Here is a 15422-nt window from a genome sequence, read left to right on the forward strand (position 1 = left end):
CTCAGTCTCCCGGTTTGCCAAAGTCTGTCCGATAGAATAGATCGAGCGAGCTGGCAAGACCACTGGCCGCTTCAAGATAGAGGCTGCGCGTCAGGTCATAGCGCAGGGCCATGCGGCTGACAGGCTGGAACAGACCCACACCGTAGCGCAGACTGAGCCTTTCGGTCAGGTAGCCTGAGGCCACTACACTCGCCTCCTCGCCCCGTCCCTCGGTCTCAAGCTGCAGGTCCTCGATCCCGACACGTTCGCCGATCTCACGGGTGAGCGGCGCGGTGCGGGCCAGCCCGAGATTGATCGCAGCCCGCTCCATGGCGTAGCTGTCGCCCTCGCTCTCCAGTGGCCGGCCCAGGGTCAGATACGCCAGCGCCTGCTGCTGGCTCATCGGGGGTTCGGAGAAGATCTCGGAGCGCGGTTCATCGGCAGGGCCGGTGAGGCGTATGCCGGCCGTGACATCGTCCACGATCCGCACCGCCTCAATGTCCAGGAAGGGCCGGTCAATGGGCCCGGAGAACAGGAGCGTGGCGCGGCGGATGCGCAGATCCTGGCCGTAGAGCTCATAGCGGCCATTGCGCAGGTTCAGGTTCCCATTGGCCACCATATCGTCCGCGAGATTCAGGCGACCCTCGAGATTCCCGGTCACACCAAAGCCGTTGAAATCCACACGTTCCTCACCAATCAGCACATCCAGATCCAGGGCGAGGGGTATGGGGCCGGGGCCGGGTTCCTCACCCTTAACCACGGCATCACTGGAGACCCCGACTGCCGACTCCGGCAGGGATTCAATCACCACGCTGCCGGAGGGCACGCGTACCTGACCGGAGACGCCCACACCCTCCGTGCCGTAACGCAGCATCAGGTCCGGGAAGACGGTCAGCTCTGCATAGGGCGGCACACTCACCGGCAGCGACTCCGCCACCAGGGACAGCTCCGCACTTGGCCCATCGTTCCAGCTGGCTGAACCTTCGATCCGGCCCTGCCCCTGCTCACCGCTGCGCCAGTTCCCCTCGATCCTGGCCTGCGTACCACTGATGCGGGCTGTTGCATCCAGTTCGGACAGGGGGAGCGGGAGCCGGGGGTCCCGGAGTTCCCCACCCGACAGCTTCACCTCTCCCTGCACGGAGGGTGATGCCACGGGCCCGCTGAAAGCCAGCGCGCCCGCCAGCCGCCCTTCCACGGTGTCCAGATCCAGGAAGGGACGGATCAGGGCCAGGTCCAGCGCCTCAAGATTGAGCTGGCCGTCCACTGGCATGCCCTTCTCCAGCGGCCTGAGGGCCGTATCCAGATCAAGCTGCCCGATCTCCGGTCCGGCGAGATCCGCGGTTACCCGGGTACGCTCGGGCTCAAGATCCGCGGCAACCCGCAGTCGACTGTACTCAAACGGCAGCCACTGCCAGGCCTGCTCGCCCTCCTGCTCATCCACCTGGGCGTCGAGGTTGTCCGGATCCACTTCACGGCGCAATTCAACCTGACCGCTGCCGGCATCAATCCACGCCCGTCCGCGCGGCCCCTGTTCATCCAGTTCCAGCGTGGCATGGGCATCCAGGGTGTCTTCCCAGCGCAAGGTCGGTGGCAGAAAGGGCCGGAAGGCCCGGGTGGGCAGATCCGCAATACCCAGCTTCAGCGAGGGCGCCGGATTGAGTCGCTGATCACCGGTGCAGAGACGGGCGCCGCCCCACCGCCAGCAGTGAGACCCGAGATGAGCCTCGCCATCCCGCGCGAGCGTCAGCCGGGCCGGGGTCGCCATCAGCCAGTGCTGGCCCGGAATCGCAATACCACCGCCGTTGAAGGTGGCCTCCCAGCCTTCACGCCCCCAGGCGCCCAGTGCGCTCAGGCGCAGACTCCCCTCGCGGTGCCGCAGGGACAGGCCCAGTTCATGAGCAGCCAGGGACCCATCAACACGGAGCTGGCCGGACTCCAGCCGCTGTTCCCGGGCTTCCAGCTCCGAGAAATCCACCCGGGCCCGGGCCGCGCCGTCATCGGCCAGATCCGCCTCACCCTGCAGCCGCCTGAGCTCGATGCCGTGCTCCTCAAGCACCAGGTCCCCGGCGCTGAAGGTCATGCTGCCCTTCGCATCGCCAAGCAGATGACGACCACTGGCGCGCCCCTCAAGCTGCCCTTCAAGACCGGACCAGAACTGGGCCAGTACCGGCAGGTTCCATTCCAGCTCCGCCTGCAGCTGCTCCGTCTGGCGGGCGGAGCCATTGATTCCATTGTCACCAAAACGCAGCTCCAGCGCCGGGACCTCCCAGTGTTCCCCCTTAAGACGGATGCCTGTTTTCAGCCACAGTGCCTGGCCCCGGAGGCTGCCCGCCAGTTCCAGCGAGCCGTCCCCATCTGGCCCGTCATCCGCCATCCGGCCACTGCTTGTGAGGCGACCACGGAGAACCCCATCCAGTTCGGGCAGACGCCGCCCCGGCAGCAGATTCTCCAGTGCCAGGTCCGTGCGCCACTCGAGGCCCTCGGACCAGCCTACCCCCAGATTACCGGCGGCACGCCCCAGCGCACTGGCCAGACCCAGCCCCTCCAGGCGGGCCCGAGCGAAGTCGCCTTCAACCGGTGTCCGCAGCCACACGGGCCCTTCCCGGGTGAAAAGCTGGGCATCCAGGCGCCCTTTGTACTCACCGTCCTCAAGCGCGAAATCCAGACCGGCATCGCTCACGGCCACCGGCACCGCGGGCAGATCCGGGACCAGCCGTTGCCAGGGAAAGTAGTGCCAGTCCAGAGAACCACTGGCGTTCAGGCCGTCAGTCCAGCTCACCCGGCCCCCGTTGAGCACCAGCGAACGCGCCCGGCCCCGGCCATCCGAGATGGCGAGTTGCGAGATGCGTGCCTGCCCGGTGGTGGTATGCCCTTCCAGGGACACATCAAGCCCGGGTTGGGTGGCCAGTACCGCATTGCCCGCCACGGACCAGCCTTCATCCAGATCACCGCTGGCATCAAGCACCAGATCCGAGAGTGCGTAGTGCGATGGCAGATCCGGTGTTGCCGCAAAATGCTCGGCGGTCAGTCGGGCTTCGGCCGGGACCCCGGGCTCCAGGGGATTCACCCGCCCCTGCAGGCGCGCCTGCCAGGGGCGGCTCATACGGGCCATCACATACAGCGCGCTGACCGTTCCGCCCAGCTCCGCCGTCAGATTCAGTTCTCCGGGGAAATCCGTACCCGTGTCGTAACCCAGCTCCAGCGCCATATTCACCGGCCAGTCTCCCCTCATTTCAAGGGAGCCTCCCGCACTGGCCTGGAGGCCCTCCCGGGTCACCTGCAATGAATCCAGCTGGAGGGTACCGCTGCTGAAGGTGGCCCTGGACTCAATCGCCTCGAGGATCAGCGTGTCGTTCCAGCTGATGCGCCCCACATCCAGGTCCGTGATGGATACGGAAAGCGGCAGCCGGATGGCGGGCAGTTCAATGGCGTCACCGGAGGCTTCCGAGGCCTCGCCCTCGGGAAGGGAGAGCGCCACCCGGCCGGCATGGAGACGGTCCACGCAGAGTTCCAGTGTGAACAGGCACCCGGGGGACCAGGCGAGCTCCATTTCCTCCAGCCGGGCCTCTGTTCCCTGGCCATCGTCATAGACAACGCGCTCCGCTCGCCAGGCACTGCCCAGCGAGCCCTCGTAGCCTGCGACTTCCAGGCCGGGGACCTGCTGGATGGCCCAGCGGCCCCCGCTCTCGGTGAACAGCAGCCAACCCGCCACCGCCATCACAGCGAGCAGGGCCACCACCGGCAACAGGACAATTCCCAGCAGAACACGACGGCGCATCGTCAAAGCTCCGGCCCCATGGAAAAGTGAAGGCGGAAGTTCTCGGGCTCATCCAGAGCCCGCGCAATGTCCAGGCGGATGGGCCCCACTGGTGACACCCAACGGATGCCCACGCCCACGCCGGTTTTCAGTGCATCCCCCAGATCATCAAAGGCATTGCCCTCATCCACGAAGGTCGCCAGGCGCCAGCTGTTCGACAGCGGGTACTGGTATTCCACGCTGCCGGTGAGCAGGAAACGCCCGCCAACGTTGTCGCCGTCCTCATCCGTCGGCCCCAGCGTCCGGTAACCGTAACCACGCACACTCTGGTCACCACCGGCGAAGAAACGCAGGAAGGGAGGCACCTGATCAAAGTCGTTGGTTCCAACGCCCCCGGCGCGCACCCTTGTAAGGAAACGGTGCCCGTTACCCACGGTGATCAGCCCCCGGGCCGAGGCGACCAGATGGATCACATCAATATCCGAGAGCATATCGCGCTGGCCGCCGGAACTCTCAAACTGGAAACGATAGCCCCTGGAAGGATCCACCGGTGAATCGCGATGGAGATAGCTGTAACTCAGCCCCGGGAGCACCAGGACGGTGCGCTGTTCAGGATCATCACCCACGCGGAAGCGGGTCTCCTCGCGCCGCAGGGAAACCACCTGCTGCCACCCGGAATCCAGCTCACTCTGCCACTGGGACCCCAGACTGATCCGGCGGGAACGCGTGTCCTCGATGTCTTCATTCTGGTAGGAGCCGGTGAAGCGCAGTGAATCCGTCATGGGCGGGTTGAGCGGCAGCTCATAGTAGGCACCGACATTCTGGCGCGGCTGCGAAACCTCGAATTCCATCCCGCGGCGGTCACCCTGGGGGTTCACATAGTGCTGGTCCCAGGTGGCCCGGAGGCGGGGGCCCACGTCGGTGCTGAAGCCCACCCCCGTTCCCAGTGAATGCCGTGTGCGTTCATCCAGGGTGACGTCCACCGGAATCTCACGGTTCTCGGCTGCCCCCGGATCAGCGTCCACCAGAACCTCACTGAAATAGCCAGCGCTTCTCAGGTCCTGGGTCAGCTCGATCACACGATCCGAATGATAGGGCGTTCCCGGCTCAAACCGCACGAAACGATTGAGAAGCACCTGATCAAAATAGCTGTCCTCGGGGAAATGGACGTCTCCCAGGCTGTATCGTGGGCCACTGTCGTACAGCAGCCGGATTTCAGCCTCGCGCTCATCCGGGCGCACCCGCAGTTCCCGGGTAACGAACTCACCGTCGAAGAACCCGTGTGTCTGGGCACGCCCCCGCAGGAAGCGCTTCACCTGTTCATAGCGCCCATGATTCAGGACATCACCGACCTCCGGGCGCAACCGCCCTGGCACCTCGAAAGCCGCCAGGTCGGCACCTTCGCCACGCACGTCAATGCGCACACTGGTCAGGCGCACCGGCTCGCCGGGTGCCACCTCAAGACGCAGAACGGGCGGATCGCCCTCCACCACCCTGTAGCGGATGTCACCGTCGTAATACCCCAGTGCCCGCATGGCCTCCGCGGCACTGTCCCGCGCATGGGCGGCGAAACGGCGCAGGGAGGCGGCATTCCGGTCCCCGAGAGCACCCACATGGGCACGGATGTTGGACTGGAGGGCATCGTTTTCCGGCTGGACAATAACTTCAAGTTCCGCCGCACGGACGCCGGCCACGGCCAGGATCAACAGCGGGAAAAGCAGAAGCCGGAGAGCTTTCGGGGTCATCATCAGCGCATGATATCAGCCCCGAAGCGCACAGCCACGGGCTCAGCGCAGTAAATTCGTCAGCTCTGCCAGGCGGTCAGAAAGCCGTTATAGACGGCGAAGTAATGCAGTGCGCCCCCGGCCAGGACAAACAGGTGCCAGATGGCATGATTGTAGGGAATCTGATTCAGCAGGTAGAAGATCACCCCAACCGTGTAGGAGAACCCACCTGCAACCAGTAGAGCCAGCTCGGTTACCCCCAGGATCGCGGGCAGTTCCGTAGCGGCCACGACCACGAGCCATCCCATCACCAGGAAGGTGGCCACCTCCAGCGCTTTGTAGCGATGGCCGAATACCAGCTTGAACACAATGCCGACCACGGCCAGTCCCCAGATAATGGCGAACAGGGTCCATCCCAGGGTCCCGCGCATATTCACCAGCAGAAACGGCGTGTAGGTGCCGGCTATCAGCAGGAAGATGGCGCAGTGATCGAACATCTTGAAGGCCCGGCGCAGTGTTGGCCGGCGCGCACTGTGGTACAGAGTGGAGGCCAGGAAGAGCACGACCATGCTGATGCCGTAAACAGTGGCACTGGTAATGGACCAGACATCGCCATGGACGGCAGCCATCACCACCAGAAACACGGTTCCCGCAAGTGCCAGTACCGTGCCCATGCCATGGGTCAGTGCGTTCCAGATTTCTTCGATGGGGTGGAAATCAACGTTGGTCATGGCCTGAGAATACAGTGAACATCTGTGCACTGTAAAGGACACCCGTCACGCTCTGATTCAGCTCTGCGCTGCCACCCGTGCCTCGAGTTCATCCAGCGCCTCACCCGTGTATACCGCAAGCCGCTGCATGCTCGGCAGGGTATCCCGGCAACCGGTATAGCCGAAGTTGAGCGAGCCGGCGTAGCTCAGACAGGTGATGTTGAGCGCACCACCATGGGTCACCAGAGAGACCGGGTACATCGCCTCCATGCGGGCGCCCTCGTAGTACAGGGGTTCACTCGGCCCGGGGACGTTCGAGATGGTGACGTTGAACACCGGCCGCATGCGCCCACCCAACCCGGAGACCAACTGCAGGATGTAGGGCGACATCAGCATCATGGTGTACTGGTTCAGGACCTGCCGTGGCAGACTCTGGAGATGCTCCTTCGCTTTCTGGGTGGACTCCTTGATCTGCTCCAGCCGCGCCATGGCATCAGGCTCATCGGTCGCCAGGCTGGCGATCATGAAGCTGATCGCCGTACCGGTGCCCTCGTCATCGGCAGGCCGAACATTAACCGGGATCCCCGCCGTCAGCGGCTCTTCCGGAAGGGCATCCTGCTCCAGCAGGAAGCGGCGCAGGGCGGTGCCACAGATCTGCAGTACCACATCGTTCAGCGACGCATCCGTCTTGCGGCAGATGGTCTTGAGACGATCAAACTCATAGAGCTGGGTGGCAAAACGGCGCTGGCCGGTAATACGGTTATTGAGGATGGACTGCGGCCCCACGAAGGGCGCGGTCAGCTTGCTGTCCTTGCGCCGCCAGGCGGCGCTGGCAAGGCGCCCCACGGCCGCCGCCAGCTGCGGGCTCGAGCCGGCCTGGATGCGCAGCGCCTCAAGCGCCTGCTCGAAGGCCCCCTGAACGGAGGTGACCCCCTGCCCTGCCTGGGAACGGCGCTGGCTGGGCTCCACTGCCCAGGGCGGCGGCATGTTGGTACGAGCTGGATCCGTGGTCAGGATCTTCTGCATCAGGCGCACACCACTGATGCCATCAATCATGGAGTGGTGCATCTTGGTGTAGAGCGCAAACCGGTTGCCCTCAAGCCCCTCGATGATATGGCACTCCCAGAGCGGGCGATCGAAATCCAGCGGGTGCGAATGCAGCCGCGATACCAGCACCCCCAGCTCACGTTCGCTGCCGGGCTTCGGCAGGGCCGAATGGCGCACATGGTAGTCCAGGTCCAGATCCTGGTCCTCAACCCAGGCCGGCACCAGGCTGCGCCCCAAGCGGCTGCCACTGAACAGCTTATACTTCCAGGGCGCCTGGATCTCACCCGCATTCTTCATGCGCTCAACCATGTCCCGCAGGAACGTCTCCGGCGCTCCCTCCGGCAGCGAGAAGATCTGCATGGTGCCCACATGCATGGGCGTGTCTTCGGACTCGACCTTGAGCCAGGACGAGTCCAGCACACTCATTCGCTTCATCGGGAGCCTTCTCCTTGCATTAACACCGGGATGGTTGCATTCGCGAAGCGGTATTCTACCTGAAACATTCTGTTACAGAAGGCCCCCTGTAGGACTTTGGTCTGATTTAACACCCCGACAGTCAGACACCACCCTGCTTGGTCGGCGGCTCCTGATCCGGATCAGGCGAATACCCCAGCCTGTTCAGCGCGGCCAGCACCTGGTCCAGGAGCGGGGTGCTGTCGCCCGGCATGTTCTCGTCATCCGCCACCGTCAGCTCACGCGCGTCGTACTCCCAGCGGCGCAGGATCCGGATGCGGTCATCAGTGCTCAGTTCCCCGGCGGTTACAACCTCGTCCGGCGTAGTGAACACGGCTGCAGGGTCAACCAGTGCTTTTTTCAGGTCCATGATTCACCTCCTCTCTCCGTCCATCCAGCGTAGCACCAATGGGGTCACGCTGCCGGCCAGGTCGCCGGACCAATGCGTGACAGGCTCACCTTTGCTATAAAGGCCCCTCCAGGCACGTCATAAGGATGCAGTGTGCTCAACATCAACCTCCGCAACCTCCGCACCAGCCACCAGACGCTCTGGTTCGCACTGGATATGCTGATGCTGGTGCTGCTGGTCATCAATCTTGTCTGGCTCCTTTTTGATTCCCTGTACGCGGTGGTTGTTCTGAGAGACCTCCTCACTCAACAGATGCCGGCCTTCACCGCTTTCTACAACCCCATACATCGCCACTTCCTGTTCTACGACCTGATGTTCATCGGAATTTTCCTGAGCGAGTTCGCGGTGCGTTGGGTCCACGCGGCCTACCGCCGGGAGTACCAGCGCTGGTATTTCTATCCCATCGCCCACTGGTACGACCTGCTGGGCTGCATCCCCGCATCCGGGGCACGGGTGCTGCGTTTCCTGCGTGTTTTCAGCATTGTCTATCGCCTGCAGAAATACGGCGTCATCGATATCACCAACACCCGCCTCTTCGAGTTCCTGCGTTTCTACTACGACGCCTTCATGGAAGAGCTATCCGACCGCGTGGTCATCAAGGTGCTCAGCGGCACCCAGGAGGAAGTCAAGCGGGGCTCACCGCTGGTCCGTCGCGTCCAGGAAGAGGTGCTTCTGCCCCGGCGGGATCTGCTCGTGGACTTTCTCTCCGCCCGGATCACCCGCTACGCGCGGGAAGGCTATATGCCCAGGCAGCAGGAACTGCGCGCCTACCTCAATGCCCGGGTGATCTCGGCCATGAACCGCAACCGGGACCTGGGCCGTATCCGTGAACTGCCGGTATTCGGCAGCTGGGCCTCGGGCACCCTGGATCGCGCGGTGGGCGACATCACCGCCGAGGTGATTGAACAGATCCTCAATGATCTGAGTTCCCCCGACAATCACAACTTCGTGGAGGATCTGGTCGATGTGCTGCTCACACCCCACGAACGCGAGAATTCCGAAGCCAATACGGCCGTCATACAGGGCGTGATCGAGACGCTGGAACTGGTCAAGGACCAGGTGGCCGTCAAGCGGTGGCAGGAAGCGCTGGCGGAAAAGGATGAGCAGAAGGCAGCCGACAGAGCGACCCAACAGGAACAGAAGGCATCAACATGAGCGAATGGCTGGATCAACCGGCACGGGACCTGGCCGGTGCCCTGCGTACCGGCAGCATCACCAGCGAGACTGTTACCGCTGAACTGCTGGCCCGCATCGACGCGCGCAACGCGCCCATCAATGCCGTCATTCACCTGGACCGTGAACGGGCCCTGGATCAGGCCCGGGAACGCGACCGGCAACGGGAACAGGGCGAACACTGCGGCGCTCTGCACGGGCTGCCCATGACGGTGAAGGATGTCTGGGAGGTGGCCGGCATGCCGACCACCGCCGGCTCCTCCTCGCTGCAGGCGCACCGCCCCCGGCGCAATGCGGACGTCATCCAGCGGCTGGAGGAGGCCGGCGCCATCGTCATTGGAAAGACCAACGTGCCGCTGTTCGCCTCGGACCTCCAGACCTACAACCGCCTGTTTGGCGTAACCAACAACCCCCGGGACCTGGCACGGACTCCCGGGGGGTCGTCCGGCGGCGCCGCAGCCGCCCTTGCCGCGGGCATGACACCACTGGAGGTAGGCTCGGATGTGGGCGGCTCCATCCGCACGCCGGCCCACTTCAACGGCGTATTCGGGCACAAGCCCAGCCGCGACATAGTCTCCCTGCGCGGCCACATTCCCGGCCCTCCGGGGACCCTGACGCAGCCGGACCTGGCCGAAGGCGGCCCCATGGCGCGCACGGCGGACGACCTGGCCCTGCTGCTGGAGGTTATCGCCGGCCCCAGGCCCCACGAAGGTCCACAGTGGCAGCTGTCACTGCCGGAGCCCGCTTTCAGCCGCCTGGATCAGGTCAGGGTCGCCACCTGCTTCCATGACCCAGCCTCCCCGGTAGCCGATGCCCTTACCCGCCATTACGAGGATCTGGTAACACGGCTGGCGGATGCCGGCACCAGCGTGTCGCGGGCTGAGCATGAGTGGCTGGATCACCGCCAGCTGATGCCCCTCTATCACAACCTGCTGGGCAGCCTCCTGGGCACCGGCTTCCGGCCGAAACAGCGCCGCCAGCTCAGGCTGATGGGCTATCTGCTCCGGCTCTTCGGGCGCTGGATGCGGATGCCCCCTGGCCTGGAGCAGTACATCCTCGGCGTGAACCAGCCGGTCCTGAACTGGCTGCAGTATTCAGAACAGCGGGAAAAGGCCCGGGCGGCCCTTGTGCAGGATCTCTTCGGCGACGCCGACATACTGCTGACCCCGGTGACCCCTACCACGGCCATCCCCCACAACCGCAGCCAGCCCATGTTCCGCCGGAAGATCCTGGTGGATGGCAGGGAGCGGCCCTATACCGACCAGATGCACTGGATTGCCCTGGCTACCACTCTGGGGCTGCCGGCCACGTCGGCCCCGGTTGGCATGGATGAGAACGGTCTGCCGTTCAACATCCAGATCATCGGCGCGCCCGGCCAGGACCGGGCTACGATCGAATTCGCACGCCTGATGGAAGAACAGGGGCTGAGCGGGTTTCAGGCCCCGTAGGAGCGGCTACAGCCGCGATTATCAAGGTGAATCGCGGCCATGGCCGCTCCTACCCGCGCTCTACAATGGCCGTGACGCCCTGGCCGCCAGCGGCGCAGATGGAGATCAGCGCACGTCCGCTGCCCTTCTGCTCCAGCAGCTTGGCTGCAGTGGCCAGAATCCGGGCACCAGTGGCGGCAAAGGGATGGCCCGCCGCCAGGCTGCTGCCCTTAACATTGAGCCTGTCCCGGTCAATGCTGCCCAGTGGCTTCGAGAGGCCCAGCTTCTCCTTGCAGAAGGTCTGATCCTCCCAGGCCCTCAGGGTGCACAGCACCTGTGAAGCGAATGCCTCGTGGATCTCGTAGAAATCAAAGTCCTGCAGTGTGAGGCCAGCCTTGTCCAGCAGCCGCGGCACGGCATATGCCGGCGCCATCAGCAGGCCTTCCTTCTTGCCGACAAAATCCACGGCGCCTGTTTCAACATGGGTCAGATAGGCGCGCACCTTAAGGCCCCGCTGCTGCGCCCATTCCTCGCTGCCCAGCAGCACGGAGGACGCGCCATCGGTCAGCGCTGTGCTGTTGGCCGCCGTCATGGTGCCCTTTTCCTTATCGAAAACCGGCTTGAGCTGGGAGAGCTTCTCGAGTGAGGAGTCCGGACGCAGGATGTTGTCCCTCTCAAGCCCGGCCAGCGGCGTGATCAGGTCACTGAAGAAACCTTCCTCATAGGCCGCGGCCAGTTTCTGGTGGCTCTCAAGCGCCAGCTGGTCCTGCTCCTCACGGGGAATGCCCCACTCATGCGCGGTCACCTGCTGGTGCTCCCCCATGGACATGCCCGTACGCGGCTCGCTGTTCTCCGGGATCAGCGGCACCAGGTGCTTCGGGCGGAAGCGGGCGGCAATCTTGAGTCGTTCCGTGTTGGTCTTAGCCCGGTTGAGATCCAGCAGCAGCTCACGCAGGCCCTCACTCACGCCGATGGGGGCATCCGAGGTGGTGTCCGTGCCCCCCGCGATACCCGCATCCACCTGGCCCAGCGCAATCTTGTTGGCCACCAGGATGGCCGCTTCCAGACCCGTCCCACAGGCCTGCTGGATATCGTAGGCCGGGGTTTCGGGGGCCAGCCCGGAGCCCAGCACGGTCTCGCGGGTCAGGTTGAAGTCACGGGAATGCTTGATGACAGCACCGGCGACCACTTCCCCCAGGCGCTCCCCTTCCAGGCCGTAGCGATCCACCAGCCCACGGATGGCGGCCGTCAGCATGTCCTGGTTGGAAAGCTTGCTGTAGGCGGTATTGGACCGGGCGAATGGAATACGGTTGCCGCCGAGAATGGCGACCGGGCGCGGCAGCGTGGCAGCGGCCCCGTTACCCTTGCTCTGTCTGCTCTTACTGGAAGTCGATTTTGCTTGTGCCATGACGTTATATCCCTGTTGCTTTCAAGACGCGGAGAGAATCGGGTGCATACTGTGCGGATTACACACAAAGCCTCATTGGCTGAGGTGACGCTGCCGGGTGACAGCCGGTTCATTGCATTCAACGGGGTGAAAGCGCCCAATACAGCCACCTGAAAACGGCCGGGAAGCTCCCTGCTGTGACCCTTTTCCAGGGGATCCGTTACCATTCAGATGTTCACAGAATGTAACATATCTCCGTTATGAATCTGAAAATGTTCCATTCCGACTGACCAGGGGATACTACTATGTCCGATCTCTACCTCAAATTCGTGAATACATCTGTGGGCAAACAGGCCGCATCCTCACTCGGCCTGCCCTCCCCCATTGAGCTGGAACGCTGGAAGCGCCACGACCAGTCGTTCATTGAGGGCAAGGTGCTGGTGGGCGCCGGCCCCAGGCCGCGGGCCCTGTCCGCACTGGGTGAAACCCTGCGCGGCAGCCCGGCCACACTCTATTCCCCGGAAGGGCCCGCCACGCTGGGTGAATCCTCGGCACTGGTGGAAAGTGGCGTTGCCAAAACGCTGACCATGGAGGACGAGGCCATCGCCGAACACAAGTTCAAGGCACTGGTCTTCGACGCCACCGGCATCCGCGACACCAGCGAACTGCGTTGCCTGTATGACTTCTTCCACCCCACCATCCGCCAGATCGCCAAGTGCGGGCGGGTGCTGATCGTGGGCACGGATCCGGCCTCCTGCAAGAACCCCGCGCGCGCGGCGGCACACAAGGCCCTGGAGGGCTTTGTACGGTCGGTGGCCAAGGAGATCGGCAAGAAAGGAGCCACCGCCCAGCTGCTGTGGGTGGCCCCCAATGCCGAGAACCAGATCGAGTCCTCGGTGCGCTTTTTCCTCTCGCCCAAGTCGGCCTACGTGGACGGCCAGCCGGTGCGCATCGGCAAGGGCAGCGGCACCAAGGGCCGCACCGCCGTGAACACCAACGCCCCCCTGACTGGCAAGGTGGCACTGGTCACCGGGGCCAGCCGCGGCATCGGCGAGGCGATTGCCCGCACCCTGGCCCGGGACGGCGCACGCGTGGTCTGCCTGGACATTCCCGCCACCATGGAGGACCTCAATCGCGTGGCCGAGGACATCGGCGGTTCACCACTGGCGGCGGACATCACCGAAGACAACGGCCCGCGCCTGATCGCGGATCACCTGGAGGATGAATTCGGCGGCATCGATATTGTCGTTCACAACGCCGGCGTCACCCGCGACAAGACCCTTGCCCGCATGCCGGAACACTTCTGGGACATGGCCATCGCCGTGAACCTGACGGCGGAGGAACGGATTGACGAGGAACTGATGGAGCGGGACCTGGTGCGCGAGAACGGCCGCATTGTCTGCGTCTCCTCCATTGCCGGGTTCGCGGGCAACTTCGGCCAGACCAACTATGCCGCCTCCAAATCCGGAGTCATCGGCTATGTGGAGAGCATGGCGCGGCAGCTGAAGAACGGCATCACCATCAACGCAGTGGCGCCCGGCTTCATTGAAACCCAGATGACCGCCGCCATGCCGGTGACCATCCGCGAGGCCGGCCGGCGCATGAACAGCCTTTCCCAGGGCGGGCTGCCGGTGGATGTGGCGGAAACCATCGCCTGGTACTGCAACCCGCTCTCACGTGGCATCAACGGCAACGTGGTGCGCGTCTGCGGGCAGAGCCTGGTGGGCAAGTAAGCCACGCCTGAATCGCGGCCATGGCCGCTCCCACGGAAATCATCCGCGGGAGCGGCTGAATCCGCGATGCCGGACGGTTCCAAAGAAACAGTTGAGAGTCTGACAGACGTACGACGCTGAGCCTGATAGAGGGCCAGTCTTGTCTGTGCCAAAAAATGAGTCTTCAAGAGGGGGGAATAATGGTGGGTGGTGCTTCCACGCACTAAATCTTTCATCTATTTGTTTTTGAAGTATTTATTAAATCTATAAGCAAAAAAGTACCCCCAAAAATACCCCCAATTTTTCACGCCACCAGATTGGGGAAATCGACAATGGAGCGGATATATTACCGAGATGCGAAAGATTGGAGTATCCGCGCCCACCTGGACGCTTACCCGGCGCTCGACTACGCAGACACTGAAACCCTGCAGATCTGACCCCCGATCCAGTCGTAGACTGGTATGTCACGGGCAGGGCTGATTGCTGTTTGTCAGACTTGCCATCACTGGCCCCTGTACCCCACCCCAATCATTGCTCTGGGCATCACTCCACCCTCGAATTGCGTGGCCGAAGCGTTGAAGCTCAAATGCCAGGATTCACCGAGGAAACGCGTGTAACCTGCGCCAAGATAGACTCCTACTTTTTTGTCGTCTCCGACCTCAGCGGTTCGCGTGAGACCGACGTTTCTCACCTGCCCATTGATAACCTCCAGTGTTGGCGAAGCGCCACCAGAACCAACGTGGAGACTGGATTGGGTCTTGTTCCAACTGGGACCAAGCCTCAGAGCAACCGCTGACCGTTGCGATAATTCCCATTGATAACCAATAGTTGAGGCCAAGCTTCGAAAGGATTTCTCTACTTTCCCACTAAGCTGCTCCGTTGTTCCATCTGAGTAGCGTTGGCTCTCAAGACGACTGCCTTTGATATCGCGAGATTCATGGTACGAAAGACGGTATTCCCAGCCCCCCCCTGAGTCACATACCCTAGTGCGAATCCGTAGTGTGGCTCGATTGAATCATCAGATTCATCTTCAACGGTAGCCGCGTCGAGAAGTCGAGCTCCGACTACAGTTGTTAGGTTCGAGAAGCTTTCCTCCCGTTTAAAGGCCTTCTCGGTACCTGCACCACCAACCATTCCCTCGACTACGAATTCAGCCATGGCTGGCTGCGAGAAGCATAGAAAAGTTAGTAGCACCCGCCCCAGGACAATGGGAATTCGATTCTGCCTCAGCTGGTGTAGAGCTTTGGCTTGATGATGGATATTCATAATGAAAGCAGTTCGCAAGCTATTTGGTTGAACTCAGACTTCGAGAATCTCGAGACTACCAACACCGTGGAATCCGCTCCCTCGACGAGCTCACACCGTGAAGGCCCCGCGAGTTTGAATGGCTCACGTAAGTAAGCGTTCATTCCAAGACGTGGTAGACCTACGCCAAGCGAGTTGATCACTTCACTTCATGAAGCGGTTTCAGTAATTCCGGCGAGACCTTGTACTGCTTGGTCCCGTCTTCGGCGAGCACGATCACGCTCTTGCGGTTGATCTTGGTGACGATGCCGAACGCCGGTCCCTCGCGAGTCTCGAAGGTCACCTTAAGCCCGACCCGCAGCTGGCTCAGCGCCTGCAGGTTTTCCTGCTCTTTGAGTT

10 protein-coding genes are annotated in these 15422 nt (G+C 62.9%); 3 read left to right on the plus strand and 7 right to left on the minus strand.

The genetic code is table 11. From position 1 onward, the window contains the following. Position 1: 1 nt before the first annotated feature. From CK501_RS10100 to CK501_RS10120, 5 genes are all read right to left on the minus strand, one after another. Complete coding sequence (locus CK501_RS10100) at positions 2-3757, minus strand: translocation/assembly module TamB domain-containing protein (protein WP_095617581.1); 3756 nt, start codon at positions 3755-3757, stop codon at positions 2-4. Between the two features lie 2 nt (positions 3758-3759). Further along, a complete protein-coding gene (locus CK501_RS10105; protein WP_198949464.1) occupies positions 3760-5484 on the minus strand; it encodes an autotransporter assembly complex protein TamA in 1725 nt (574 codons plus the stop codon). A gap of 56 nt (positions 5485-5540) precedes the next feature. Further along, a complete protein-coding gene (gene trhA, locus CK501_RS10110) occupies positions 5541-6191 on the minus strand; it encodes a PAQR family membrane homeostasis protein TrhA (protein ID WP_095617583.1) in 651 nt (216 codons plus the stop codon). A gap of 57 nt (positions 6192-6248) precedes the next feature. Next, positions 6249-7652: a WS/DGAT/MGAT family O-acyltransferase gene (locus CK501_RS10115; RefSeq protein ID WP_095617584.1), complete on the minus strand. Its 1404-nt coding sequence runs from the start codon at positions 7650-7652 to the stop codon at positions 6249-6251. Positions 7653-7773: 121 nt separating this feature from the next. Further along, positions 7774-8040: a hypothetical protein gene (locus CK501_RS10120; RefSeq protein WP_095617585.1), complete on the minus strand. Its 267-nt coding sequence runs from the start codon at positions 8038-8040 to the stop codon at positions 7774-7776. A 132-nt stretch (positions 8041-8172) separates the two neighbouring features. On the opposite strand from CK501_RS10120, the gene CK501_RS10125 reads away from it, so the two are divergent. Continuing rightward, the gene (locus tag CK501_RS10125; protein WP_198949465.1) at positions 8173-9234 is read left to right on the plus strand and encodes an ion transporter; all 1062 of its coding nucleotides are present in this window, start codon (positions 8173-8175) and stop codon (positions 9232-9234) included. Beyond that, a complete protein-coding gene (locus CK501_RS10130) occupies positions 9231-10700 on the plus strand; it encodes an amidase family protein (RefSeq protein ID WP_095617586.1) in 1470 nt (489 codons plus the stop codon). The genes CK501_RS10125 and CK501_RS10130 overlap by 4 nt, the downstream gene beginning before the upstream one ends. 49 nt (positions 10701-10749) lie before the next feature. Here CK501_RS10130 and CK501_RS10135 read toward each other — a convergent pair whose 3' ends face one another. Beyond that, on the minus strand, positions 10750-12087 hold the full coding sequence (locus tag CK501_RS10135) for an acetyl-CoA C-acetyltransferase (protein ID WP_095617587.1): 1338 nt from the start codon (positions 12085-12087) through the stop codon (positions 10750-10752). A 284-nt stretch (positions 12088-12371) separates the two neighbouring features. Here CK501_RS10135 and CK501_RS10140 point away from each other — a divergent pair, with 284 nt between their 5' ends. Further along, positions 12372-13799, plus strand: a complete 1428-nt coding sequence (locus CK501_RS10140) for a 3-oxoacyl-ACP reductase (protein WP_095617588.1) — start codon at positions 12372-12374, stop codon at positions 13797-13799. Between the two features lie 1423 nt (positions 13800-15222). Here CK501_RS10140 and CK501_RS10150 read toward each other — a convergent pair. Further along, on the minus strand, positions 15223-15422 hold a 200-nt coding region (locus CK501_RS10150), incomplete at its 5' end, for a hypothetical protein (RefSeq protein ID WP_095617590.1).

It is taken from the genome of Halovibrio salipaludis, from assembly GCF_002286965.1.
Lineage (GTDB): Bacteria > Pseudomonadota > Gammaproteobacteria > Pseudomonadales > Oleiphilaceae > Halospina > Halospina salipaludis.

What these genes read in the sequence shown, in the direction of transcription:
- CK501_RS10120 (WP_095617585.1), bottom strand. Translation starts at nt 8,040, where the DNA reads ATGGACCTGAAAAAAGCACTGGTTGACCCTGCAGCCGTGTTCACTACG.
- CK501_RS10115 (WP_095617584.1), bottom strand. Translation starts at nt 7,652, where the DNA reads ATGAAGCGAATGAGTGTGCTGGACTCGTCCTGGCTCAAGGTCGAGTCC.
- trhA (WP_095617583.1), bottom strand. Translation starts at nt 6,191, where the DNA reads ATGACCAACGTTGATTTCCACCCCATCGAAGAAATCTGGAACGCACTG.
- CK501_RS10100 (WP_095617581.1), bottom strand. Translation starts at nt 3,757, where the DNA reads ATGCGCCGTCGTGTTCTGCTGGGAATTGTCCTGTTGCCGGTGGTGGCC.
- CK501_RS10130 (WP_095617586.1), top strand. Translation starts at nt 9,231, where the DNA reads ATGAGCGAATGGCTGGATCAACCGGCACGGGACCTGGCCGGTGCCCTG.
- CK501_RS10135 (WP_095617587.1), bottom strand. Translation starts at nt 12,087, where the DNA reads ATGGCACAAGCAAAATCGACTTCCAGTAAGAGCAGACAGAGCAAGGGT.
- CK501_RS10105 (WP_198949464.1), bottom strand. Translation starts at nt 5,484, where the DNA reads ATGATGACCCCGAAAGCTCTCCGGCTTCTGCTTTTCCCGCTGTTGATC.
- CK501_RS10140 (WP_095617588.1), top strand. Translation starts at nt 12,372, where the DNA reads ATGTCCGATCTCTACCTCAAATTCGTGAATACATCTGTGGGCAAACAG.